Annotated in this window: 22 protein-coding genes and 2 pseudogenes; 15 read left to right on the forward strand and 9 right to left on the reverse strand. The window is 68.1% G+C overall.

Annotated features, from left to right (window positions below):
* The first annotated feature begins 197 nt into the window (after nucleotides 1-197).
* From P1K31_RS21220 to P1K31_RS21245, 6 genes are all read left to right on the forward strand, one after another.
* On the forward strand, nucleotides 198-1,424 hold the full coding sequence (locus P1K31_RS21220; RefSeq protein ID WP_276306768.1) for a glycoside hydrolase family protein: 1,227 nt from the start codon (nucleotides 198-200) through the stop codon (nucleotides 1,422-1,424).
* Between the two features lie 8 nt (nucleotides 1,425-1,432).
* Entirely contained in the window at nucleotides 1,433-2,407 is a 975-nt protein-coding gene (locus tag P1K31_RS21225) for a hypothetical protein (RefSeq protein WP_276306769.1), read from the forward strand.
* 110 nt (nucleotides 2,408-2,517) lie between these two features.
* Nucleotides 2,518-2,796: a toxin-antitoxin system TumE family protein gene (locus tag P1K31_RS21230; protein ID WP_276306770.1), complete on the forward strand. Its 279-nt coding sequence runs from the start codon at nucleotides 2,518-2,520 to the stop codon at nucleotides 2,794-2,796.
* Nucleotides 2,793-3,233 (forward strand): HVO_A0114 family putative DNA-binding protein, encoded by a 441-nt coding sequence (locus P1K31_RS21235; RefSeq protein ID WP_276306771.1) that lies wholly within the window; start codon nucleotides 2,793-2,795, stop codon nucleotides 3,231-3,233. The genes P1K31_RS21230 and P1K31_RS21235 overlap by 4 nt, the downstream gene beginning before the upstream one ends.
* A gap of 153 nt (nucleotides 3,234-3,386) precedes the next feature.
* Nucleotides 3,387-3,701 (forward strand): AbrB/MazE/SpoVT family DNA-binding domain-containing protein, encoded by a 315-nt coding sequence (locus P1K31_RS21240; protein WP_276306772.1) that lies wholly within the window; start codon nucleotides 3,387-3,389, stop codon nucleotides 3,699-3,701.
* Nucleotides 3,698-4,126: a PIN domain-containing protein gene (locus tag P1K31_RS21245; protein ID WP_276306773.1), complete on the forward strand. Its 429-nt coding sequence runs from the start codon at nucleotides 3,698-3,700 to the stop codon at nucleotides 4,124-4,126. Before P1K31_RS21240 ends, P1K31_RS21245 begins: the two co-directional genes overlap by 4 nt.
* A 24-nt stretch (nucleotides 4,127-4,150) precedes the next feature.
* Here the strand turns inward: P1K31_RS21245 and P1K31_RS21250 are convergent, their stop codons facing one another.
* The 3 genes and pseudogenes from P1K31_RS21250 to P1K31_RS21260 form a co-directional block, all read right to left on the reverse strand.
* The gene (locus tag P1K31_RS21250; protein WP_276306774.1) at nucleotides 4,151-5,272 is read right to left on the reverse strand and encodes a glycosyltransferase family 4 protein; all 1,122 of its coding nucleotides are present in this window, start codon (nucleotides 5,270-5,272) and stop codon (nucleotides 4,151-4,153) included.
* A 135-nt stretch (nucleotides 5,273-5,407) separates the two neighbouring features.
* Nucleotides 5,408-6,160, reverse strand: coding sequence for a UTP--glucose-1-phosphate uridylyltransferase AglF (aglF, locus tag P1K31_RS21255; protein ID WP_276306775.1), 753 nt, complete (start codon nucleotides 6,158-6,160; stop codon nucleotides 5,408-5,410).
* Between the two features lie 54 nt (nucleotides 6,161-6,214).
* Nucleotides 6,215-7,167, reverse strand: a pseudogene (locus P1K31_RS21260) (glycosyltransferase family 2 protein).
* 219 nt (nucleotides 7,168-7,386) lie between these two features.
* Here P1K31_RS21260 and P1K31_RS21265 point away from each other — a divergent pair.
* Nucleotides 7,387-8,949 (forward strand): lipopolysaccharide biosynthesis protein, encoded by a 1,563-nt coding sequence (locus tag P1K31_RS21265; protein ID WP_276306777.1) that lies wholly within the window; start codon nucleotides 7,387-7,389, stop codon nucleotides 8,947-8,949.
* Nucleotides 8,950-8,977: 28 nt separating this feature from the next.
* Here the strand turns inward: P1K31_RS21265 and P1K31_RS21270 are convergent, their stop codons facing one another.
* On the reverse strand, nucleotides 8,978-9,211 hold the full coding sequence (locus P1K31_RS21270) for a hypothetical protein (protein ID WP_276306778.1): 234 nt from the start codon (nucleotides 9,209-9,211) through the stop codon (nucleotides 8,978-8,980).
* Between the two features lie 270 nt (nucleotides 9,212-9,481).
* On the opposite strand from P1K31_RS21270, the gene P1K31_RS21275 reads away from it, so the two are divergent.
* The 6 genes from P1K31_RS21275 to P1K31_RS21300 all read left to right on the forward strand — a co-directional run bounded on the left by P1K31_RS21275 (nucleotide 9,482) and on the right by P1K31_RS21300 (nucleotide 16,259).
* Nucleotides 9,482-10,396, forward strand: a complete 915-nt coding sequence (locus tag P1K31_RS21275) for a sugar phosphate isomerase/epimerase family protein (protein WP_276306779.1) — start codon at nucleotides 9,482-9,484, stop codon at nucleotides 10,394-10,396.
* Between the two features lie 141 nt (nucleotides 10,397-10,537).
* Nucleotides 10,538-12,070 carry a glycosyltransferase family 39 protein gene (locus tag P1K31_RS21280; protein WP_276306780.1) on the forward strand — a complete coding sequence of 511 codons (1,533 nt, stop codon included), beginning with the start codon at nucleotides 10,538-10,540 and terminating at the stop codon, nucleotides 12,068-12,070.
* Between the two features lie 244 nt (nucleotides 12,071-12,314).
* Nucleotides 12,315-13,268 (forward strand): glycosyltransferase family 2 protein, encoded by a 954-nt coding sequence (locus P1K31_RS21285; RefSeq protein WP_276306781.1) that lies wholly within the window; start codon nucleotides 12,315-12,317, stop codon nucleotides 13,266-13,268.
* A 99-nt stretch (nucleotides 13,269-13,367) separates the two neighbouring features.
* Complete coding sequence (locus P1K31_RS21290) at nucleotides 13,368-14,426, forward strand: Gfo/Idh/MocA family protein (RefSeq protein ID WP_276306782.1); 1,059 nt, start codon at nucleotides 13,368-13,370, stop codon at nucleotides 14,424-14,426.
* Entirely contained in the window at nucleotides 14,423-15,301 is an 879-nt protein-coding gene (locus P1K31_RS21295; RefSeq protein WP_276306783.1) for a DUF362 domain-containing protein, read from the forward strand. The genes P1K31_RS21290 and P1K31_RS21295 overlap by 4 nt, the downstream gene beginning before the upstream one ends.
* On the forward strand, nucleotides 15,294-16,259 hold the full coding sequence (locus P1K31_RS21300; RefSeq protein WP_276306784.1) for an NAD-dependent epimerase/dehydratase family protein: 966 nt from the start codon (nucleotides 15,294-15,296) through the stop codon (nucleotides 16,257-16,259). Before P1K31_RS21295 ends, P1K31_RS21300 begins: the two co-directional genes overlap by 8 nt.
* A 227-nt stretch (nucleotides 16,260-16,486) precedes the next feature.
* Here P1K31_RS21300 and P1K31_RS21305 read toward each other — a convergent pair whose 3' ends face one another.
* The 5 genes and pseudogenes from P1K31_RS21305 to P1K31_RS21325 all read right to left on the reverse strand — a co-directional run bounded on the left by P1K31_RS21305 (nucleotide 16,487) and on the right by P1K31_RS21325 (nucleotide 21,755).
* Nucleotides 16,487-16,744 carry a hypothetical protein gene (locus P1K31_RS21305; protein WP_276306785.1) on the reverse strand — a complete coding sequence of 86 codons (258 nt, stop codon included), beginning with the start codon at nucleotides 16,742-16,744 and terminating at the stop codon, nucleotides 16,487-16,489.
* Nucleotides 16,741-17,253 (reverse strand): ArsR/SmtB family transcription factor, encoded by a 513-nt coding sequence (locus tag P1K31_RS21310; protein WP_276306786.1) that lies wholly within the window; start codon nucleotides 17,251-17,253, stop codon nucleotides 16,741-16,743. Before P1K31_RS21310 ends, P1K31_RS21305 begins: the two co-directional genes overlap by 4 nt.
* A 229-nt stretch (nucleotides 17,254-17,482) precedes the next feature.
* A pseudogene (glmS, locus tag P1K31_RS21315) lies at nucleotides 17,483-19,298 on the reverse strand (glutamine--fructose-6-phosphate transaminase (isomerizing)).
* Nucleotides 19,299-19,663: 365 nt separating this feature from the next.
* The gene (locus P1K31_RS21320) at nucleotides 19,664-20,290 is read right to left on the reverse strand and encodes a DUF7344 domain-containing protein (RefSeq protein ID WP_276306787.1); all 627 of its coding nucleotides are present in this window, start codon (nucleotides 20,288-20,290) and stop codon (nucleotides 19,664-19,666) included.
* 523 nt (nucleotides 20,291-20,813) lie between these two features.
* Nucleotides 20,814-21,755: an NAD-dependent epimerase/dehydratase family protein gene (locus tag P1K31_RS21325; protein WP_276306788.1), complete on the reverse strand. Its 942-nt coding sequence runs from the start codon at nucleotides 21,753-21,755 to the stop codon at nucleotides 20,814-20,816.
* A gap of 311 nt (nucleotides 21,756-22,066) precedes the next feature.
* On the opposite strand from P1K31_RS21325, the gene P1K31_RS21330 reads away from it, so the two are divergent.
* Both P1K31_RS21330 and P1K31_RS21335 read left to right on the forward strand, forming a co-directional pair.
* Nucleotides 22,067-23,212 carry an FG-GAP repeat domain-containing protein gene (locus tag P1K31_RS21330; RefSeq protein ID WP_276306789.1) on the forward strand — a complete coding sequence of 382 codons (1,146 nt, stop codon included), beginning with the start codon at nucleotides 22,067-22,069 and terminating at the stop codon, nucleotides 23,210-23,212.
* A gap of 208 nt (nucleotides 23,213-23,420) precedes the next feature.
* Entirely contained in the window at nucleotides 23,421-24,356 is a 936-nt protein-coding gene (locus tag P1K31_RS21335) for an ArsA family ATPase (protein ID WP_276306790.1), read from the forward strand.
* The last annotated feature ends 46 nt before the right edge of the window (nucleotides 24,357-24,402 follow it).

Below are 24,402 nucleotides of genomic sequence, written 5' to 3' on the forward strand. Positions count from 1 at the left end.
CCGTCGCGACCGGCTCCTGCGCGATAACACGCCGTACAGGCGCTGGAACCGGGCGTGGCTGTGCTACACGCTCGGACGCGCCGGGCGACGGTACCTGTCTCTCGTTCTAGAACGGATCGTCGTCCGGTCGGGCGAGTCGGGGGCGTAGCAGTGACCTAACTTTGTGCTCGGGGAACTGAACGAGGGACGAAACCGCGATGACCACAGGCAGAACCAGCTCGGAGCCGAGCGACGCCGGTCGTCTCTCCGCCGCGAGACCGGTCGAGGGGGACTTCCTGACGGGCCTGCTCGAGGACACGCTCCGATACGCTCGCGAGCGCGACTACACCGGATGGGACTACTTCGACGGCATGAGCAGCCGACTGCTGCGGGCCGCGCCCGTCGACAACAAGTGGCTCAACATCGCCGTCCAGGAGGGCATCAAGCGCGCGCCGGTCAACCTGCGCCCGCTGTTCCTCGTCGAGAAGCGCCAGAACTTCAAGGGGACGGCGCTGTTCTCGATGGCGAACGACACGGCCTACGACCTCACGGGCGACGAACTGTACCGCGCGGAGGCGCGGGCGCTGGCCGACTGGCTCATCGAGAACGCCGCGGAGGGCTACAGCGGCTTCTGCGGCGGGCACACCCACGAGATGCAACTGCTCGACGAGCGCCGCGGGGCGTACGTTCCGAACGCCATCCCGACCTCCTACGCGGTGAAGGCGCTCCTCCGGGCGGCCGAGTCGACCGGCGAGGAGCGGTACGCCGACGTCGCGCGCACGGCGACGAACTTCGTCTACGACGAACTGGAGTACCGCGAGCTCGAGGGCGGCGCGCGAATCAAGTACCAGCCCGAGTACACGGGCGAGTTCTACACCCTCAACTGCGGCGCTATCGCCGCCCGGATGCTCGTCGACCTCTACGACCACTTCGGGGACGAGGAGCTGCTCGAGCGCTCGACGAAGCTGCTCGACTACCTCGCGACGAAGCAACAGCCGATCGGCGGATGGACCTACCGCGACCCGCCCTCCGCCTCGCACCTCTCGATGGACAACCACCACAACGGGTTCATCATCGAGGGGTTCCTGCGCTACCGCGAGGTAACCGGCAGCGACCGCCACGAGGAGACCATCGAGCGCGCGCTCGAGTTCTACCGGAACACGCTGTTCGACCCGGACGGCGCGCCCAACTGGGACGAGGACTCGCGGTTCCCGAAGGACATCCACGCCGCGACCCAGGGCATCATCGTGTTCTCGATGGCCGGCGACCGCGAGTTCGCCCGGCGCATCGTCGACTGGGTGCTCGGGAACCTCTACGCGGGAGACGGACGGTTCTACTACCAGAGGCGGCGCTTCTACACGAAGCGGTTCACCCTGATGCGCTGGTGCGAGGCGTGGATGGCCTACGCTCTCGCGGAACACCTGCGCTACGCGGACGACGAGTGATCTACGACATGGATCTGGAAGTGTATCTCAACAGCGTTCGGAAGAACTGGAACGATCCCAACTGGTGGCGACGCGTCGTCGGCCAGTTCGTGGTCGAAAAGACCCTCGTGAAGCCGTACTTCGAGTACGTCTCCGATCACGAGGGAGTCGACGTCATGGCCGAGGACTGGGACAACCTGATCATCCTCGACGCCTGCCGCTACGACATGTTCGCGGAGCTGAACACGATCCAGGGGCGACTCGAGTCGCGCGTCTCGCGCGGGTCGAACACGCCCGAGTTCCTCCGCGAGAACTTCGAGGGTCGGCGGTTCGACGACACCGTCTACGTGACGGCGAACCCGCAGATCGACGTTCGGCTCCCACCGAACACGTTCCACGCGGTCGTCTCGGTCTGGCGGGATCACTGGGACGAGGAGCTGAACACGGTCCACCCGGAGGTGATGGCCGAGGAGACGAGGAAGGCGGCCGAGGCGTACCCCGACAAGCGAATCGTCGCCCACTTCGTCCAGCCCCACTACCCCTTCATCGGCCCGACCGGCCGCGACCTCATCGGGAAGCAGGCCGGGATGGAACTCTCGAAGCGACTGGCCGACGGCGCGGACGCCCAGCAGGACTACGAGCACGTTTGGGACATGCTCAAGCGGGGGGCCATCGACGCGGAGACGGTCTGGCGGGCCTACCGCGAGAACCTGGAGATCGCGCTCTCGCCCGTCGAGACGCTGCTCGACGACCTTCCGGGGACGACCGTCGTCACGTCCGACCACGGCAACCTGCTCGGCGAGCGACCCGCGCCCTGCCCGGTCCCGATGCGGATGTACGGCCACCCGGAGGGCGTCTACACCGAGCACCTCGTGAAGGTGCCGTGGCTCGTCGTCGAGGGCGAGGAGCGAAAGCGGGTCGTCGCCGAGGCGGGCGTCGAGTCCGATCGGACGGCGACCGCCGAGGAGACCCAGGAGCGACTTCAGGATCTGGGCTACCTGTAGCATCGCGTCCGCCGGAGGTCGGACGTGGACGCTCACGCCCACTATGTATCGGTGTTTGCCTCACACGTTTATCCTCGTCTCCGCTCTGTCGACGCACAGGTGCGAGTACGTTGGCGACGTTGCTCTACTGGGCGGACAACGAGTTCCCCGACGGGAGTCGGTACGAAATGCGCGCGTGGAACGTTCCGGAAAGCGACGACTACCCCCAGGGGATCAGGTATCAGTACACCGCCGCCGACGGGACGACGGTCCTGCGCTACGATAACTCGCACTATCGGGAGGGAGTAGGAATGCACCACCGACACACACCTGAGGGCGTCGAAGGGATCGACTTCGATGGACTGGTGTCACACGTTCGGGCGTTCAAACGCGAGGTGAACGAACGATGACCGATCCGGAAGATACGGCTACCCCGGGACCAGGGAGCGCGGAGTACCCATCGCGACTGCTGATCACGGCAGATTCGCAGGAGGCGGCGACCGAACGAGAAATCGCGCTCGCCGAGCGCTTCGAGGCCGGAGAGCAGGTGCCACACCTCCTCAACTTCGGGAACCCCGAGGATCTGCGTAAGCTACTCACGCAGCGACGCGTCGAGTTACTGCGGAGCGTCAAGAACGCGCCGCCGGAGAGTATTCGGAAGCTGGCCGACCGTCTCGGCCGGAACCCGAGCGACGTCACGGCCGACGTGAACCTGCTCGCCGACTACGGAATCGTCTACTTCCGCGAGGAGGGACGGGCGAAAGCCCCGTTCGTCCCCTACGACGAGGTGACGATCGAGGTGGACATGCTCTCGGGTGCCGGGAGTCGGTCGTCCACGAGCGCGTAGCGTACCGTCGTGGACCTCCCCCCGATCTCCCCCGAGACCTCCCCTGTCGTGAGATCGGGAGCCTCCGCGTCGTGGGGACGCACATGCCACGACGGGTGTCGTTTCGGCGGTAACTTTTTCCATGACCTTGGCTGAGTAGTGGCTAGAGAATGTATGAGTAAATCCGAGTCTGAAAAGGTGGTCTCGGTTTCGGCCCGCGGGCAGGCGACCATTCCGAAGGAGTTCCGGGAGGAATTAGGCATCGACACTCCCGGACGGGTGAAGTTCGTTCGCACCGACGAAGGGGAAATCGTCGTGCGTCCGATCCGATCCGTGGCGGATCTGCGCGGGATTCTGAAGGGGAAGACCGATTCCCGGGGGCGATCCGCCGTCGAACTGCTCCGGGACGAACGCGATCGCGATCGGGCCAGCGAGGCCGACCTTCGACGGCGGTACGTTGAGGAGGATGCGGACGGGGAGGAGCAGTGACCTCCGAGAGGGATGTCCCCGGACGCATCGTCTTCGACGCGGAGCCGCTCGTCGCCTACTTCTGCGACGAGCCGGGTAGCGATACCGTCCAGACGTACGTCGAGGCGGTAACCGGTTCGTCTGACGGCTACCTCTCCGCGGTCACCTTCACGGAGGTCCACTACGTCGTGCGCGCGATCGATGGCGAGGAACGGGCGGATGTGGTAGCCGACGTCATCGAGGAGACGGGCATCAGACGAGTCGACACCGCCGAGACATGGCGTCAAGCGGCCGAGTTCAAGTATCGGTACTCCCCGGCGCTGGGTGACGCCTTCGCGCTCGCGACTGCCGCTCACGTCGGCGGAGTACTGCTCGTTGGTGCGGACGACGATTACGACGAGATCGGCGATGTCCCGATCGAACGATTCAGGACCGACCCGGCGTGATCGCGGTACGTCTATCCGCTTCGCTCACCTGACGCCGAGCGTCTCCAGGATCCGCACCCAGTCCTCGGCGGCGGCCTCGTAGGAGTAGCGGTCGGCCACGCCCGCGGCGTTCTCGCCGAGGCGGGCGCACAGCTCGTCGTCGGCCAGCAGCCGGTCGAGCGCGGCAGCGAGCGTCCCCGCGGTCATCTCCTCCAGCACGAGCGCCGTCTCGCCGTCTCGCGCGACGTCGGGGACGTTCCCGACGGCCGGGACGACGCAGCCGAGTCCGGTCGCCATCGCCTCCACGAGCGTCAGGGGGAGCGCGTCGCGCTCGGAGGTGAGCACGAACGCCCGCGAGCGCCAGTAGTACGCGACCGGGTCGTCGACCCACCCGGGGAGGTCGACGCGGAGGCCGCGCTCGCGCACCCGTCGCTCCGCGGCGTCCTGGAGCGGGCCGTCGCCGAGCATCACGGCCGTGACCTCGCGGCCCGATTCCCGCAGTTCAGCCAGCGCCTCGACGAACAGCAGCGGGTCCTTCTCCGCGTCGAACCGGCCGACCCAGATGAGGTCGTAGTCGGCCTCGGCGTCGGGGTTCGGGTGGTAGGTGCCGACGTCGATCGGGTTGGCGAGGACCTCGATCCGTCCCCGCGGGACGCCCATGCCGACGAGCTGGTCGCGGAAGGCCGTTCCGGGCACCGAGATCGCGTCGAACCGGCGGATGAGCCAGCGCACGACGGCCCCGTAGCGCGAGCGCGCGTGCACGTCGAGGTCGATGCCGATGATGCCGAGGTGGGCGGGGATCCCGAAGGCGGTCCCGACGGCGAGCGCGATGCAGCCGTGGGGGAGCAGCGAGAAGGAGGCGACCGCGTCGTAGTCGCCGCGCCACGCCTCGTAGAGGGCGGCGACGAGCATGAGCGCGAGGCCGAGCGGCCGCGCGCCGAGGGAGGGGACGGTCCGGTAGTCGATACCGTCGAGTTCGCCGTCGCCGGTGATGCAGACCATCGTCACGTCCGCGGTCTCGGCGAGGGGACCGACGTGACGTTCGATCTTCGAGAGGTTCCGCGTGAAGTCGGTGACGACGAGCACCGAGGACGCGTGCTCGCGGTCGTCGCTCGCGGGTCGAGCGCGTCCGGCGGCGCGTGAGTCGGGACTGGCGCGTTGCGACACGGCTACCCGACGTATTCCCCGGACGAGGTATTGTTAGACGCGCGCTACTCCGCTCGCGCCGGTTCGCGGGGTGGTGGGTCGGTCGCACGACGTTCGATCACGCAGCGCCGCGCGCTCGGTCGCTCGGCCTCGATCTCAGTCGCTCGCCGACTCCGCGACCTCCTCCTCGGCCCCGCGGGCGGCCCGCAGTCGCCGCTCGGCCTCGTCGCGGTCCTCGGGGTAGCCCACGTCGATGCGCCAACCGTCGAGCGGGATGGCGTCGATGGTGCGCCCGCTCCGGATGAGGAGGTCGACCGCGTCGCTCAGTTCGTACTCCCCGCGGTCGGAGGGCTGGACGAGGTGGCAGGCGTGGAAGATCGCGGGGGAGAACGTGTAGAACCCGGTCATGACGAGATTCGACGGCGGGTCCTCGGGCTTCTCGACGACCTCCGTTATCTCGCCGTAGTCGTTCGTGTTGCACACGCCGAAGCGGGAGGCCTGCTCGTAGGGTACCTCCTCGACGAGGAACGCCGCGTCGGTGCGCTCCTCGGACTGGCGGCGCACCACGTCGGCCAGGTTGGCCTCGAAGATGTTGTCCCCCAGGATGAGCATGAAGTCGTCGTCGATGTACTCCTCGGCGGTCAGGAGGGCGTGGGCCAGCCCTTTGGTCTCGCGCTGGTGACAGTAGGTGATGGGGATGCCGTCGAAGCTGTCCCCGTAGTGGTCGATGATGTCCTCCTTGCGGTAGCCGACGACGACGACGAACTCGGACGCGCCGAGTTCGACGAGTCGCTCGAAGCAGTGGGTGAGGATCGGCTTCCCGTCGACCTCGACCAGTCCCTTCGGTCTATCGTCGGTGAGCGGACGGAGCCGGGTCCCCTTCCCGGCGGCGAGTACGACTGCCTGCATTGGATCCCACGAATCGCCTGACGGGTATTGTTATGGGCCTACTATCGCTCGCGTCTACCGAAAGTGACGAACGACGGACCGTTTGGTCCACTGCGCGGCGCTGAACGCGGGCCGACCGCCGAGCGACAGCGCGAGGAGGAGGTACGGCGTGGGTGCGAGCGGCCACGACCGGATCGACCGGAGGGCGAACCGCCGCGCGTCGTCGTAGTGTCCCGTCTTGAGCGCCGCGGAGGCGACGACGGTCGCGCGGGAGGCGATCATCTTCCGGACCGTCGTCCGGCCGTACTCGGCCGCGAGCGGGCGGAACGTCTCCACGAACAGCGGGTAGGCGACGTCGCGCTTCACCTCGAGATCGTCGCTGATCTGCTCGTGGTCGGCCATCCGGTGATCCACGAGCGGTTCGTCGACCGCCTCGACGCGGCAGGCGGTCGAGAGGCGGATCGGCCACTCCCGGTCCTGCCAGCAGGGGAACCGCTCGTCGGGCAACCCGACGCGTTCGACGAGGGACGCGCGGACCATCAGCGTGGAGAACGTGCCGAACGGCGCGCCACAGAGGAGTTCCTCGGTGGCGTCGCCGCGAACCGTCGGGCGGAGGACGTGGTTGACCCGGTCGCCGGTGACGTAGCGCTCGCCCGTGTGGACGAGGCCCACGTCCGGGTCGTCGAAGGCCTCGAGCTGGCGCTCGATCTTCGTCTCGTACCAGTAGTCGTCGTCGTCGATGAACGCGACAAATTCGCCGTTTGCGGCCTCGATCCCCGTATTTCGAGCCCCGTTCGCCCCCTGTTCCGCTCGTGGCGGATACACGTCACCGACGCCCGGTCGCCGACGTCGAGCTCCGAGAGGGCCGGTCCGACCGGCTCGGGGGAGTGGTCGTCGACGATGATGAGCTCGACGCGCTCGTGGGTCTGATCGAGGACGCTCTGGGCGGCCTCGGGGAGTAACGTCGGGCGACCGTACGTCGGGACGACGACGCTCACCAGCGGTCGGGGATCGCCGGACGATGCCATTTTCCGGTTGTTTCGGTCCCTAACGCTTGGTTAAGCACATCCTTTCGAGTCGTTCGTTCACGCTCTACGATACGTTTTCTCACGACCGCGGTGGGCTTAGAAGAGTCATAACAATGCCCGTGTCTCCCCGAGGGAGTCCCGAATGACCAGAGTGCGCGAGCCGGCCCTCCGTTCGGGAGCGACGGCGATGGCGGTTCTCCGGACGGGGGCGCGGTCGCGATGAGCGGTATTCGGGACCTGCTCGTTCGCCTGAAGCGCCTCGTGAGGCCGAGCGGCGACGGCGTCGGCGAGCGGATGGTCAAGGGCGGTATGTGGGTCGGCGCACTCAACGTCATCGATCGGCTGTTGCAGATCACCCTCCTCATCGTCGTCGGGCGGGTGCTCGGGCCGGAGGCGCTCGGGCTGCTCGGCATCGCCCTCCTCGCCGTCAGCGCGCTGCGGCAGTTCTCCAACCTGGGGCTGAGCTCCTCGCTCATCTACAACAAGGACGAGAACGTCGACGACATGCTCAACACGGCGTGGGCGCTCCAGATCGGTCGTGGGGTCCTTCTGGCCGGGATCCTCCTCCTCGCCGCGCCGTTCATCGGCGAGACGATCTTCAGCGAACCGGCGGCCGTCCCGCTGCTGCAGGTCATCGGCCTCTCGCAGGTGTTCGTCGGACTTCGCAACCCGGCGACCGTCTACTTCCAGAAGGACCTCGAGTTCGACAAGCAGTTCGTCTACACCCTGAGCGGGTCGGTCGTCCAGTTCGTCTTCGCCATCTGGTACGCCTACACCTACGAGACGGTGTGGGCGCTCGTGCTCGCGTACGTCATCTCCGACTTCATCCGTATGGTCGTCTCGTACCTGATGCACGACTACCGCCCGAGCTTCGAGTTCGACCTCGATCACGCGAAGGAGATCACCAACTACGGCAAGTGGATCACCGCGACGTCCATCCTCTACTTCCTCTACAACGAGGGCGACGACGTCGTGGTCGGGGCGCTCGTCTCCACGACCGCGCTCGGCTTCTACCGCTACGCCTACCAGCTCTCGAACGCGCCCGCGACGGAGGTCACCCACGTCATCTCGAGCGTGACGTTCCCGGCGTACTCGAAGCTCCAGGACAACGTCCGACAGCTACGCGACGCGTACTTCCACACGCTGCAGGTGACGACGTTCCTCTCGTTTCCCATGTCGATGGGCATCATCGCCGTCACGCCCGCGTTCATCGCGGCCTTCCTCGGTGAGCAGTGGATGCCCATGGTGCTGACGATGCAGATCCTCGCCATCTACGGGCTCATGCGCTCGATGATGGCGACGATGGGGCCGGTGTTCAAGGCGACCGGACGGCCGGATCTCATCGCGAAGTTCTCGTTCCTCCGCGTCCTGATGCTCGCCGTGCTCGTCCCGGGTTCGATCCTCTACGGGCAGGAACTCGTGATGGCCCTGTTCGGCGTCGAACTCCAGGGGATCGAACTGGTCTCGCTCGCCATCGTCGCCGTGCAGATCTTCCCCATGATGCCGATCGACGTCTACTACCTGGTGCGCATCGTCGAGACGTCGTACGGTCGCGTCGCCCGCGACGTCGCCTTCCCGCTCGCGGCGAGCGTCTTCATGTTCGCGGTCGTGGTCGCCGTCGGCGCGTGGATCGACGCGTACCTGCCGGTGCTCGGCGTCTTCGTCGTCCAGATCGTCGTCGGGGCCGTCTCGTACGGGGTCGCGGCGCTGGTGCTCGACCGGGGCTTCGGCTGGGGGCTGGAGAAGAACTTCCGGAGCGTCGTCGCCGCGGTCAACGGGTAGCGGTTCCGAGGCACCGCGGCCCCGGTACTCACTTCTCGACGCAGGTCTGCGGGGCGACGTCAGTCCGATCGACCGCCCACGTCGTCGCGAGGTACGACGCCGCGAGACCCAGCGCGCCGGCCAGGACCGCGACCGAGGCGTCCGTCGGCGAGAGCGCGAGCAGGGGGATCACGACGACCCCGAGCAGGACGAGCGCCGCGATCAGCGTGGGACGGCTGTCGTCCGCTCCTCCGGTCCGCGGTCCGGGCCTCTCTCGTGTCACGAGGCTAGTGATCGATTGGCACGATAAGTACTTACTGGTCCTCCGGTTCGGCGCGGCGGACGCGGAGCGTCCACCGACGGAGCGTCGCTCGCACGCCCCCTGGCGGGTTATGTGACAGCTACCCTACCTGTGTGACGTTCCGGTCGTCCGGAACGCTCCCGTCCGGGGCGTAGGGGCGTTATTACAATAGTATCGAACGTGGTGACTGTCGGACATGCCAACGCCGTACGCCGTCGGGCGCGTCGGGCCTCTCCACGGGTGGTCCGCGTAATGCGCCCCGCGATCCAGCTCTACACCGTGCGGGATATCGACGAACCGCTGCCGGAGCTCGTCCGCCGGGTCGCGGCCGCGGGCTTCGAGGGCGTCGAGTTCGCCACGCGCGTCGCCGAGGCGGATCCGAAGGCGGTCGGCGACGCGCTCGCGGAAGCCGGCGTCGAACCGATCGGCGCGCACGTCGACCTGCGCGCGATCGAGGCGGACCTCGACGCGGTCGCCGAGCGGTACCGGGCGCTCGGCGTCACCCGTCTCGTCATCCCCCACCTGCCGGTGACCCACTACCGGACGCCGGGCCGCCTCGACGAACTGGCCGCGCGGCTGAACGCCGTCGGTTCGGCGCTCGCCGATCGCGGCCTCTCGCTCGTCTACCACAACCAGGTCCACGACTTCCTGCCGGTCCATCGACCGTCGGCCCTCGAACGGTTCCTCACGGCCGTTCACCCCCACTCCCCGGGGGCGAGCAAGGCCCAGACCGGCCTCGGCCTGCTCGGCGACCGCGCGCTGCGCGCCGTGGCGTCCCCGCCCGTCGCCGCCGCGTCCGTCGAGTCGACCGCCTACGGCCGCCTCGTGGCGCGGACCAGCCCGGAGGCCGTCGCGTTCGAGGTGGACGTCGGCGGCGTCACCGCCGCCGGTTACGATCCCGGCGACGTCCTCGACTTCGTCGGCGACCGCGCCCCGCTCGTCCACATGAAGGACGTCGTCGTGGACGGCGACCCCGGGCCGCTGGCGTCCGTCCGCTCGACGAATCCCGGCCGCGGGCTCGTCGACTTCCCCGGCGCGGCCCGGGCCGCGGAGCGCAACGGCGTCGACTGGCTGGTCTTCGAGCACGACCACCCCGAGGACCCCATCACCACGCTGCGCGTGGGCGCCGATACGCTGATCGACCTCACGAGCGCGGTTCAACCCTGACGCGTCGCCCGGCCGTCGCCGCGACCGGCCGCCTGCGCGGGACACCCCCGAGATCCACCACGATCGTTGATGGATGAAACTCACTGGCACGGGACGTACTCGGCCAGTATCGTTATCAGCGGGTCCTGATTACCACCACTAATGTCAGAGCGGGTCGTTCGTGCGGGCCGGACGCGGATAGCGCTCGCGGCCGTCGTGCTCGTCGGCGCGGCCGTGCGCCTGTACGGGATCGGGAGGGACAGCCTCTGGTTGGACGAGCTCATCACGATGGAGTTCATCCAGCGGTACGACACGCTCGAACTGTTCGTCGTCATCCCGCTCAGTCAGCCCCACCTGCCGCTGTACTACGTCCTGCTCGACCTGTGGGCGTCGGCGTTCGGTATGTCGCCCGTCGCGCTCCGCTCGTTCTCGGCGCTGTTCGGCATCGCCTCCATCCCCCTGTTCTACCTCGCCGGGCGCGAGTTGTTCAACGACGCGACGGGGCTGGTCGCCGCCCTGATCTACGCGCTGGCGCAGGTGCAGGTCTACCACGCCCAGGAGGTGCGGATGTACACGCTGTTCGCGTTTCTCGCGCTCTCCTCGCTGTACCTGTTCGTTCGGTACCTGCGAACGGAGTCGCGACGCACGGCGGCCGCCTACGCGCTCGCGACGATCCTCCTCGTCTACAGCCATCCGTTCGCCGTGTTCGTCGTCGCGGGGGAGAGCGCCTACCTCGCCTTCGCGGTCCTGCGGGGTCGCGTCGCCGACCTCCGGCGGGCGGTCGGGACGCAGGCCGCCCTCGGCCTCGCGGTGCTCCCGCTGGTCGTCGGTGCCCTCTTCCGCTTCGGCGGCGGCGTGACGCTCGATTACATCCCGACGCCGACGCCACAGCTCGTGATCGCGGTGGTGACGGGGTACTTCGCGCGGACGGGGATCGTGCCGGCGCTGGCGTACGTCTCGGTGCTCGTCGGGGGACTGCTCGTCCTCGCGGTCACGGACGGCTGCTTCTCCGCGTCGCTCGACGCGCGTCGCCCGGGGCGGACGTTACGGAACCTCCGCGAGCGCGTCGGGTTCACCGACCGATGGGAGGTCCACCTCCTGCTGTTCTGGCTCGCCGGGACGTTCCTCCTGCCGCTCGTCGTCTCCTACGCGCTCACCCCCGTCTTCTGGCCGCGATACACCATCGCCGCCTCCTTCGCGCTCTACCTGCTCGTCGGATACGGCGTCAGCAGGGCGAAGCGCTCGCACGTTCGCCTCGCGCTCGTCGTCCTCCTGCTCGTCGCGCTCGTCCCGCCGACGACCTTCTACCTCACCACCGACACCCGCGAGCAGTGGGACGAGGCGACCGCCGACGTCGAACAGCGCGCGGATCGAGGCGCGCTGGTCGTCGTCGCGGATCAGGTCACCGAACGCGCCTTCGAGTACTACCAGACCCGGGACGACCTCGTGGTCAAACCGATCAACGCGGACGACGCACCCAACGGAACGGAACGCACTAGCGACGCGGAGATCAGGCGGAAGATGGCCGGCCACGACGAGGTGTGGGTGGTCCTCTCTCACACGGAAGACGAGGACGACGAGCGCATCAAGGCGATAGCGAGCGACGGCCGTCGGCAGACGTGGCACCGGGAGTACATCGACATCGAGGTGTACCGCTATGAAGGTACGGAGGCTGATAATGAACGCGTACGATAGTGTCACTGGACCCGCCCTAAAGGTTCTTCTTATCGCACGTGAAACGACGTGCAACTATATCCGGCGGGCGGGAGAATCAGATACAACTAAAGGTGTAATCGATGTATTCCCGTGTAGTTCGAGCGGGTGAGTTCGCTCGCTCGGGCCGGATAGGCCAGCGTCTCTGGCGGAGGATAAATAGGGCAGCCACTGGTCTATCGGGAACGACCGGTCGTCGTCGGCCGGTATCAGAGGTTCGCACACAATGACGGAACAAGCTACTAACGCGGAAGGAACGACGGCCGTGGCCGCAGCGGCGACCGTGCCGTTCGTGTCCGTCATCGTTCCGGTCTACAACGACCCCGAGGGACTTCGCACGACCCTCGATACGCTCATCGATCAGACCTACCCCGAGGAGCACTACGAGATACTGGTCGTCGACAACCGATCGAACGACGGGACGCGGGCAGTCGCACAGGAGTACGCGGAGGCGTACGAGCGCGTGACGGCGCTCGACGAGCGTCGCCGGCAGAGTTCGTACGCGGCGCGAACGCGGGCGTTACACTGCGCCACGGGCGACGTCATGGCGTTCATCGACGCCGACATGACCGTCGACCCCGACTGGCTCGAACGCGTCGTCGAGACGATGGACGAGGAGGAGATCGACTACCTGGCGTGCAACGTCAAGCTGTACTCCGTCGGGGAGGAGTCGCTCGCGGCGAAGTTCAACCGCCTGAGCGGCTTTCCCATCGAGGACTACGTCTCCGAGTTCCACTACGCGCCGACGTGCTGTCTGGCCGTCCGCCGGGAGGTCGTGGAGGACGTGGGCCCGTTCGACGTCCGCTTCACGTCGAGCGGCGACCGCGAGTTCGGCCACCGCGTCTATCGGGCGGGGTGGACGCTCGGCTACGCCGCCGACGTTCACATGTACCACCCGACGCGGACGACGCTGAAGGCGCTCGTCAAGAAGTCCATCCGCATCGGCCGGGGTAAGAACCAGCTCAGGCGCATCTACCCCGAGCGCTACGGCAGCTCCGCGCGGCTCATCTTCAACCCCGCGATCTACGTACCGGCGACGCCGGGGCAGGTCCGCGCCGCGCTACGTAACTGGGACGACCTTCCCCTCTCGGAGAAACTCCTGTTCTATGCGCTCACTTACCTGCTCAAACTGACCAACGCGTACGGCGCTGTTCGCGACGCTATCGAGCATCGCGGGTAGCGAGTGTATAACAAGATGTGACAGCGGCCGTTGTTCCGGTAATGACTACGAGGACGCCGTCGAGTAGCATCGGCAGAGGACCGCTCAGGGGGGCCGTCGATGCCGCGTGAGCTGGCCGTCGGACTGCTCGGCGTCGGTCACATCGGGACCGTCCACCTCCAGACGGCGAGCACGCTGGAGGGAGTCACCGTCGCCGCGGCCGCGGACGCGGTCGAGGGTAACCGGGAGCGCGCGAAGCGCCTCGGCGTCCGCCGCACCTACGACGACTACGCCGACCTCCTGGCGTCCGAGTCGCTCGACGCGGTCGTGGTGGCCCTCCCGCCGTTTCTCCACGCCGACGCCGCGGTCGCGGCCGCCGAGGCGGGCTGTGACGTCTTCGTCGAGAAGCCGTTCGCGCGCACCCCCGAGGAGGGGCGACGGATGCTCGACGCCGCGGACGCCGCGGGCGTCTCGGTCGGCGTCGATCACACTATCCGCTATCAGCCCGAGATGCGACGGCTGAAGGAACTGCTCGACGAGGGGCGTCTCGGCCACGTCCCCATCGCGTCCATCTCGCGCATCAACAACGGACCGTTCGACGCGCCGCCGGCCCGATCGAAGGTGCCGACCTGGCAGCTCGATCCCGAGGCGACCGGCGGTGGGGCGCTGATGGACCTCGGCATCCACTTGCTCGACGTGCTGGAGTGGTTCTTCGGCGACCTCACCGTCGAACACGCCGTCACCGACCGCCAGCTGAACCTCCCCTACGAGGACGCCGCCACGGTGGTCGTCAGGGGCGAGCGCGGAACGACGGCGACGCTCACCTGCGGGTTCTTCCAGTGGGAGACGCCGCCGGACGTGACGAGCTACCTCCGCCTCGACGGCATCGCCGACTCGGTCGTGAGCACCGACTATGTCCCGCGACGCTTCACCACCTACGCCGCCCGCTCGGCGCTCGAGAACCTCGGCCGCCGCCTGCGCGGCGACGAGCCGGAGTACTTCAAGCCCACGTACTACTACCAGGCCCACTACTGGGCGCTGCGGGACTTCCTCGACGCCGTGCGCGACGGCGAGTCGCCGCCGGTCGGCGGCGAGACGGGCCTGCGGATGGTCGAACACGTCAGGGAAGCCTACCGCATCGCGGACGCCGACGCGGCGCTCGTGGAGGTGACGGAGTGACCCCCCGCGTCTCCGGTCGCCGGGTCGACGGGACGGCGGCGTCGCTCGCCGGGGCCGTCATGGACCTCCTCGACGACGCGCCGCCCGCCGGACGCGCGCTCGTCGTGCCGGACGTGCACTACCCCTTCCACCCCAGCACTGGCCTCGTCACTGATCCGGGCGTGGTCGGCGTCCTGATCGAGTTCCTCCAGGGACGCGGCACGGAGGTTCTGCTCTGTTACCCCGACTCCCCGTGGGTCGCGGGCGATCGCTGCGCCGCGTTCCTCGGCTACGACGAGGTCGTAGACCGCCTCGGCGTGGACGTGCTCGACCTCGACGCCGCCGGGTCGGTCGAGCGGACCGTCACCATCGGCGACAGCCGCCGTCGGGTGACGGTCCCCGAGCCGCTCGACTCGGAGACGCTCGTGACCGTCCCGACGCTCCGCACCGACCCCGACCACGGCTTCGTCGCCGGGATGGCCGCGACCGCCCTCGGCGCGCTCGGCGCCGACGCGGCCGACGCGACCGCCGAGGACGTCGTCGCCGCGGCCGCGGTGTGCGATCCGGCGGCCGTCCTCCTCGACGGCACGTACACCTACACCGGCGCGCCCCACCGGTCGGGGTTCCTCCTCGCGAGTTCGGACGCGCCGACGCTCGACGCGGCCGCCGCTCGGCTCGTGAACGAGGACCCCGAGGAGGTGCCCTACCTCGCGCCCCACGGCGTCCGGACGCCACCCGTCGCCGGCCTCGACCTCGACGAGATCGCGGACCGCCTCCCGAACGAGCGCGAGGAGACGGGGGAGACCTCCCCCGTCATGCAGACGGGGTACCGGCTCTACTCCCGCGTCACCGGCGACCTGCTCCCGCCGCAGTTCATGGGGGACCCGGATGCCTGAGCGCGCGCTCGTCACCGGCGCGACCGGCTTCCTCGGCTCGCACCTCTGTGCGGCACTCGCGGCGGGGGACTGGGAGGTCACCGGGACGCGCCGGCCGACCTCCGACGCCACCGCCCTCGCGGACGTGGACATGGCGTGGGCCACGATGGACGTGCTCGACCCCGCCGCCGTCAGCGCGGCCGTCGAGGGCCACGACTACGTCTTCCACCTTGCCGGCATCGGCCTGCAGGCCGGCGACGCGGAGACGGTAGAGCGGGTGAACCGCGACGGGACGGAACACGTCCTCGACGCCGCGCGGGAGCACGGCGTCGAGCGCGTCCTGTTCACGAGCACGGCGGGGACCCGTCGGGCGCGGGGGACCGCGACCGAGGACGACGTCGCGGAGCCGATCGGCGCGTACCAGCGCGGGAAGGCCGCCGCAGAGACGCTGTGCGACGAGTACGGCGAGGCGGGCCTCGACGTGGTCACCGTCCACCCCACGTCGATCTTCGGGCCGCGCGACCCGGACTTCACGGGGCGCATGTTCGCGCTCGTGAACAACCCGCTCGCCGTGGTGCATCCCCCCGGCGGGGCGAGCTTCGTCGGCGTCGGCGACGTCGTCGACGGGATCGTCGCCGCCGCGGAGCGGGGCGAGGCGGACGAGCACTACGTCCTCGGCGGCGAGAACCTCACCTACGCCGAGGCGCTGACCGTCATCGCCGCGCTGACTGGGGGTCAGAAACCGGCGGTGGAACTCCCCCCGACGCTCGTCCACGCCGCCGGGCCGGTCGTCGGCCGGGTGAACGACCTCCTCGGGACGCGGATGTTCCCCTTCGACGGGGAGATGGCGCGGCTCTCGACGAAGCGACTCTTCTACAGCAGTCGGAAGGCGGAGGCGGAACTTGGCTACGCGTACCGGCCGCTCAGGGAGGTAGTTCCCGACGCGTGGGCGTGGTATCGGAACGCCGAGGGACGATAACCGGCTGGCACACGATTCGCCGGTTCGTGTCGGGCGTCGAGTAGCTTCCCTGGCCCGCAGCACGATTGTTGGCACACGAACTGGCACGCGAACCGGGGAAGCCATCTGAAAATTCAGCACCACGTATAATAAACCTTCGGCAGCGGCGTCGCCGCCGGTACGCCGTCGTCGACCGATCTCGGCACCCGCCGCGATCGGTCGTCCGGCGTACTGGTACGTTTTCTGATCTATCCGTCTTCGGACGTGTCGTCCTCGTCGGCGAACGTCGCCGGATCGGGGAGCGCCTCGACGCCCTCGTGGAGGCCGAGGTAGCGCGCGTCCGCGACGGTCCGCTCGAACGCCTCCACGCTATCGTACTCGCGGAGCGTGAGGACGTGGCCGTCCTCGACGAGGTAGACGATCTCCACGCAGTCCGGGTGCCGATAGTGGTCGGCCCTGCGCGGGTCTTCGGGCGGATCCGGTATGTGTGGGTCGGGGTTCGTCATAGAGCGTCGTTCAGCGTTCCCTGATTCGAATCGTCGTCGTCGCGCTCCGCTTCTGCGCGCTTGTTCAGCTCGGCCCAGACGGTGAGAAACTCACTGAAGAGGTGTTCGGGGAGCTTCAACTGGATGTCGACGACCCGCGTTCCGTCCTCCTCGCGCTCGTCGGGGTCGAACACCGTGAACGTCGGCAGCGGTCCCCCCGACTCGGTCGCGTCGTCGATCTGGACGGTGATCCCCTCCTCGTCGAGCACGATCTCGACGTGCTGGATGGCCGTGCGGTACTCCTTTCCCCCCGAGACGGCGTTGCCCCCGATCCGGGGGCGCTCCTCCAGCAGTCCGGAGTCGATGAGGTGGTTCAATCGACGGTAGATCGTCGCCTCGGAGACGTCACACAGTTCGGCGAGCTCGCCGACGCTCCGGGTATCGTTCGCGCAGGCGGCGAGGACCGCCCGCGAGACGTCGTCGCCGAGGTGGTCGAGCAGTTCCGAGAGCTGGGGCTCCGGGTCGGACATCTCACGGCACCCCCCGGCAGCGCCGGCCGCCCCGCTGGGTGCGACCACTCGCCGCGGGGACCTCCGTCGGTGAACGCCTACTCATACCCGTGTTCGGCTATCATTTCCCTGAGCTATTAGTGTAGCGCCTGGTCTTCCTCACACGGTCGGTCACGGCGGCTGCTTGTTAAGCGCGGCGGGCCGACGATCCCCGTCCGGACGGGCGTTTCTCGCGTCGGCACGGACGGTGTCACTCGACGGTGACGCTCTTGGCGAGGTTGCGCGGCTTGTCGATGGGCCGGCCGAGGAGGTCCGCGGCGTAGTACGAGACGAGCTGCAGTTGGACGTTGGCGAGGATGCCCGCGGCCTCCGGTTCCGTCTCCGGGATCTCGATGACGTAGTCGGCGAACGAGGCGGCGGACGCGTGGCGCGGCGTGGTGACGACGATCACCGGCGCGCCGCGCGCCTGCACCTCCTTCAGGTTGTTCAGCGTCTTCGTCTCGTCCTTCCCGGTGAGGACGCCGAACAGCGGCGTCTCCGGCGTGACCAGCGCGAGGGGGCCGTGTTTCAGTTCGGAGGCGGCGAAGCCCTCGGCGTGTTCGTAGCTGATCTCCTTCATCTTCAGCGCCCCCTCCAGCGCGACGGCGTACGCCGGACCGCGCCCGATGAAGAAGTACGCGTCGCAGCCGTAGAGCGCCTCCGCGACCTCGCGGGCCGTCCCGTCGTCGAGCACCTGCTGGACGTCGCCCGGCAGCTCGGAGAGCGCCGCCAGCAGGTCGCGAGCGCCGGCGCTCGCGACGCCCGTCACGTCGCCCGCGATGCGCTCGCCAAGCAGCGTCAGCGCCGCGACCTGCGAGGTGAACGTCTTGGTGGCGGCGACGCCGATCTCCGGCCCCGCGCGGATGAACAGCTCGTCGTCGCACTCGCGGGTGACGCTCGACCCGACGACGTTCGTGACCGCGAGCGTCCGCGCGCCCGCGCTCCGGGCGCGGCGGACGGCGTTGAGCGTGTCGGCCGTCTCGCCGCTCTGCGTGACGGCGACGACCAGCGTCCGACCGTCCGCGGGCGGCGGACAGTCGGCGTACTCCCCCGCCATGTAGGCGTGCGCGGGGATGCCGTGCGCGGTGAGCATCGACGCGGCGTACATCCCGGCGTGGTGGGAGGTGCCCATCGCGACGAACTGCACCTGCTCGACGTCCTCGAAGGTGCCGGGCGGGAACTCGGGGAGGTCGACCTTCCCCGCGAGCGCGTCGACGCGGCCGTGGAGGGTCTGACGGAGCGACTCGGGTTGCTCGTTGATCTCCTTCAGCATGTAGTGGGGGTAGCCGGACTTACCCGCCGCCTCCGGCTCCCAGTCGACGGTCTCGACCGGCCGGTTCACCGGGATCCCGTTGGGATCGGTGATCTCGTACCCCCGGACGGACGACGACGACGTCCGTGTCCTCGAGGTAGACGACCTCGTCCGTGTACTCGCGGAAGGCGGGGACGTCGCTCGCGAGGAAGTACCGCCCGTCGGCCCGTCCCAGCACGAGCGGCGATCCGTTGCGGGTCGCGTAGACGACGTCCTCGCCGTCGATGAGGCAGGCGACGGCGTAGCTCCCGTCGAGGCGGGCGATGGCCGCCCGGAAGGCGTCGGCCGGCGACTTCCCCGTCTCCAGTTCGGACTCGATGAGGTGCGGGATGACCTCCGTGTCGGTGTCGCTCCTGAACTCGTGGCCCTCGGCGGCGAGGTCGGTCCGGAGCCCGTCGTAGTTGTCGATGATCCCGTTGTGGACGACGGCGATGCGTCCCGAGCAATCCGTGTGTGGGTGGGCGTTCTCGTCGGTCGGCGGGCCGTGGGTCGACCAGCGCGTGTGTCCGATGCCGATCCCGCCGGTCGGCCGCTCGCTACCCACCGCCTCGCGGAGTCGGTCGAGTTCGCCCTCCCGCTTGATCACCTCCAGTCCGCGTCCGTTCTTGACCGCGATGCCCGCGGAGTCGTACCCCCGATACTCGAGGTTCGAGAGCCCGGTCAGGAGGCCGCCGACCGCGTCGTCGGTTCCGACGTACGCGGTGATGCCGCACATCAGCGACTCACCCCCGGAACGTGGTGTACTGCGCCATCGACGTCTCCGTGTCGGCTACCCTGAGCGCTCATGATCAATTTTTCCAACTGTATCTTTATTAGTTTAATCGTGCACAGATTTGTATTAAATTTCCGCAGGGTGGTCTCCGAACGGTCACCCCGGTAGGGACCAATCGTCCTCTCCAGCCACGGGATTCCCACGTATCCACGGCGCATCATCTACCGATAGCAGCCAGCCCGGGACCTTTGTTAAAAACAGGTTGTCGATGAACGGACGAAAAACCGTCCGGGTTAGGAGCGTGCTACACCCGGTCGGTGCAGCACGCTCGAACGAGAGTACGAGCGATGGGGTCAGGAGGAGCGAACTCAGGACACCGAGGGCTCGGCGTCGAGGTGCTCGAGCACCGGGGCCAGCGGCGAGTCCTCCTCGCCGTCGGCTTTCGCCCGGAACTGGTTCGCGGTGACGAACAGCAGAGCGGCCGTGCTCAGGAACGTCCACACCAGCGGTTCGATCCCACCCAGTACCGGTGCGCCCAGGGCCCCGCCGGAGACGAGCACCCCGACCGCGAGTCCGACGTACAGATTGCTCCTCGGGACCCGATCGGTAGTGTCCGTCTGCACGGTGAGATACGGGGTGAGCTGCTCTGCGACCTCCCGCAGTTCGATGGTCCCCCGATGCTTGTCGAAGTCCACGATCCCGGCGTCGTCCATCTTCGGGAGGTGACACTGGTAGAGGCCGATGTAGACGCGCTTTCGTTGCGCGGACGAGAGCGCGTTCACCTCTATTCCGTTTTCCATCGCCGCGATGTGTTCCGCGAGCTCGCCGATGTTGGCGGAACCGTCGTGCTCCCAGAGATACTGGAGAATGTCGCGCCGACGTCGATTCTTGAGGATCTCGAACACCGTGTCGAGCGGAAGCTTTTCCGACCCGGCGTCGGCGGAGTCAGTCGGTGACGACGGTTCGTCCGGCGTCTGAAGTCGAGTTTGGCTCATTTGGATACCACCTGTGGCTGGTCGCAGCGGCTGGCTGCACCTACCGGTCGTGCCGCGTACCGAAGCGGCCGCGACGAGATCGGAGTTATGTCCGCCGTACCGATTATACGAACGTCCGTGATCGGCGGACACGCGTGCATCCCCACGATGCTGCGTCAGCAGTTCCAGTGTAATCTATGAATAGCTTAATAAGTAACTGATTTATGCAGGGGCTGCAAAACCCCCCGCCCGTTTTGCAGAATGTGCGAAAACTGATACGGGCATCTAGAGGTTCGTTCCGATCGATTGCAGGTTACTTTCTTGCCCAGATGATTGAATTATACGCTCGTGAGCGGCTGGCGGCCGTCATGCGGTCGTCAGACGTTATATGGGGGTGCGTCGTCTCCGGTCGATCAGGGCGGCTCCGCCGGGTGCCGATGTCCGGTTAGCGGACGATTTTTCGCGGGTTATCGACCTCGAACGGTTTCTCGGGGTTCTCAGGGGCGAATTTCTCGCCGTCGAGGAGTGCCCAGTGGTAACGCGGTCACCGCCGGCGGACGGTCCCGTCGCCGTCGACGAGCGCCGCCAGGCCGTCGTGCAGCCCGACCGACGGTTCGTAGCCGAGGTCCCGCCGGGCCTTCGAGATGTCCGCTCGGCTCTTCTGAATGTCACCCGGACGGCGATCGACGTGGATGACCTCGCCGCGCGAATCGGTGAGGTCGGCGACGAGTCGGGCGAGTTCGAGGACGCTCACGCTCCGTCCGGTGCCGACGTTGTACGCCTCGCCAACCCGATCGGTCGTCGCCGCCAGCAGGTTCGCCCGGACCACGTCGTTGACGTGGACGAAGTCACGTATCTGCGACCCGTCGCCCTCGATCGTTATGGGCTGTCCGCTACACGCCTGTTCGAGGAACGTGGTGATGACGCTGCTGTAGTCCGCACACGCCTGTCGGGGTCCGTAGACGTTGAAGTACCGGAGGGCAACGGTGTCGAGGTCATAGAGCTCGTTGTACAGCCGCGCGTAGTGGTCCGCGGCGAGTTTCTCGACGCCGTACGGCGAGGTCGGCGTCGTCGGCTCGTCCTCGGAGATGGGAACCGACGTCGGGTTCCCGTAGATCGCGGTGCTCGACGCCACGATCACGCGCGCGTCAGTGCGGCGCGCGCGTTCGAGCACGGTGAGCGTCCCCTGCACGTTCGCGCGGTGGCTCGCGCTCGGATCGTCCACGGACCGCTTGATGCTCGCGTTCGCCGCCTGGTGGAAGACGAGATCGACGTCGGCTATCACCTCCGAAACGACCGCGGGGTCACAGACGTCCCCCTCGATCACCGTCGCCCCGGGGTGGACGTGTCCGCGGCGTCCCGTCGAGAAGTCGTCGATGATGTGCACCTCGTTGTCCTGGGCGAGCGCGTCGACCAGGTGGCTCCCGATGAACCCCGCGCCCCCCGTGACCAACACGCTCCGACCCTCGAGCGTCGCGGATGCCATTGCGACCGTCCTCGGCGCCCGGGGCGTATGGTTATTAGTATTCTATCGTGATAGATTGCGCATTCGACGGCGGGACTACCACCGGAGACGAGCAGTCGCTACGGCGATACGTCGAACGCGAACGCGCCGACGGCGGTGCCGCGGTGCTCGTTACGCGATCCCTACCAAGGGAAAGGTGTATCGTACGCGGAACGTCGTCGCCCGGCGACCGCCGCGCGAGTGGTCGTCGGGCGGCGGAGTGGTTCGGTTCCCGGTCTGTCAGGAATCGGTAGGCGAGTCATTACAACGACCGTGAAAGACCAAGCGAAACCATGCACTTCCGGCACGAGCGAATCGACTCGCGCCCTCCCTGTGGCCGGTTGAGTACCTGCTTCACGACCGATCTGACCGGAAACGGCCGGCCGGACGTCATCGTCGGCGGGATGGGACGCTACCCGACGGTCTCGCTCAACGGCACCGAGATCAAGCTCCGGCTCCTGCCGGGGATCGGCTCGCTCCTCCCCCGCTTCGAGACGAACGTCTTCTGGTACGAGAACCCCGGCTGGGAGCGCCACACCCTCGCCGCCGAGCGGGACCTCCACCTCGACGTCGGCGGGACCCTCCACGACGTGGACGGCGACGGCCGCGTCGACCTGATCGTCGGCCAGGGCTACGGGCACGGCGACGTCTACTGGTACCGCCAGCCCGAGGACCCCCGCGAGCCGTGGGAGCAGCACCTGCTCACCGACCGCTTCCGGAAGTACCACGACTTCGCGGTCGGCGACGTGGACGACGACGGCGAGCCCGAGATCGTCGGCCTCTCCCAGGAGGCCGCCACCGTCTTCTACTTCGACATTCCCGCGGACCCGACCGTCGAGCCGTGGCCCGACTGGTGCTGCCACGTCGTCGACCGCGACCGCTCGGTCGAGGGCGTCCACGTCGGCGACGTCGACGGCGACGGCCGCACCGAGATCGTCGCCGGGACGGGCATCTACCACCGCGACGACGACGGCTCGTGGGACCGCGAGTCCATCGTCGAGGGGTGGGACGACGTGCGCGTGGCGGTGGCCGACCTCGACGGTGACGGCGAGGACGAGATCGTCCTCGCGGAGGGCGACTCGCCCATCTACGGCACCCACCCCGCGCAGGTCGCGTGGTTCGACGGACCGGACTGGACGCCGCACGTCCTCCGCGACGACATGTACTGCCCGCACAGCCTCCAGGTCGGCGACCTGACGGGTGACGGACGACCGGACGTCTACGTCGGCGAGATGGGTCTGGGCGAGAACGACGACCCGGAGCACGTCGTGTTCAGGAACCGCGGCGACGGCGCGTTCGAGGAGGTCGTCGTCGAGCGCGGCGTCGCGACCCACGAGGCGAAACTCGCCGACGTGAACGGCGACGGCCGACTCGACGTCGTCGGCAAGTCCTACGGGCCGACCCACCACGTCGACGTCTGGTACAACGAGACCGATTGACGGCACGCGGGCGAACGCCGGTCCGACGAACCGGGCCGCGGAGCGGTACGAACTATCCAAACTGTACAAACTGTACAAATCGCAAGGATCGTGCGAACTGTACGAGCCGTGTCGAATCTGCGAGAAACGACGTGTGCTCGCCGCGGACGGGCCGACGGCACCCCTCCGCGGCCGCACGCCTTTGCGGCCGCGGGACCAAGGTCGGGCGATGACCGAGTACGTCTTCTACGGCGGGAAGGGCGGGGTGGGAAAGACGTCGTGCGCCGCCGCGACGGGGCTCGAACTCGCCGGCCGCGGAGCGCGCACGCTGGTCGTCTCGACGGACCCCGCCCACTCCCTCGGTGACAGCCTGGAGACCGAGCTGAGCGGCGAGCCGACGCGCGTCGCGGCGAACCTCTGGGCCGTGGAGGCCGACCCCGAGGCGGGCCAGGAGACCTACCGCGGGATCGTCTCGGTGCTCGCGGCGGAGTTCCGGGAGGCGGGCGTCAGGCTCGACGACGAGGACGTCGAGCGGTTGTTCGCGGCCGGGTTCGTGCCAGGGAGTGACGAGATCGCCGCGCTCGAGTTCATCGGGGAGTACGCGGAGGCGGACGCGTGGGACTACGTGGTGTTCGACACCGCGCCGACGGGACACACCCTCCGGCTGCTGACCCTGCCCGACGTGCTGCGCGAGTCGCTCTCGACCGTCGGGAAGGTGCGGGGACAGCTCCGACGGCTGGTCGCCTCGGCGCGGAGCGTGGTGTTCGGCCCCGCGGCCCTCCTCCGTCCCGGCCGCGAACCGGACGAGGTCGACGCGCTGCGCGAACGGATGGAGCGCGTCGCCGCGCTCCTCCGCGACCCGGAGCGAACCGACTTCCGGGTCGTGCTGCTCCCCGAGACGCTCGCCATCGAGGAGACCCGACGGCTCGTGGAGCGCCTCCGCGAGTTCGACGTTCCGGTCGACACGCTTCTCGTGAACCGCGTGCTGGAGGACGTAGACGAGAACTGCGACCGGTGCGCGGCGCGGAAGGCGCGCCACGAGCGACGGCTCGAACGCGTCCGGGAGACGTTTCCCGACTGCTCCGTCCGGGTGGTACCCGAACTCGACGGCGAGGCGTACGGCCGGGACGCGCTCTCCCGCCTCGCCGAGCGGATCGACGCGTGACCGTCCGCGACCGCCGATTACACAACCGTTAGGTCGTTCTCGCCGC

This window comes from Halomarina halobia (assembly GCF_029338575.1).
GTDB classification, from domain to species: Archaea; Halobacteriota; Halobacteria; order Halobacteriales; family Haloarculaceae; genus Halomarina; species Halomarina halobia.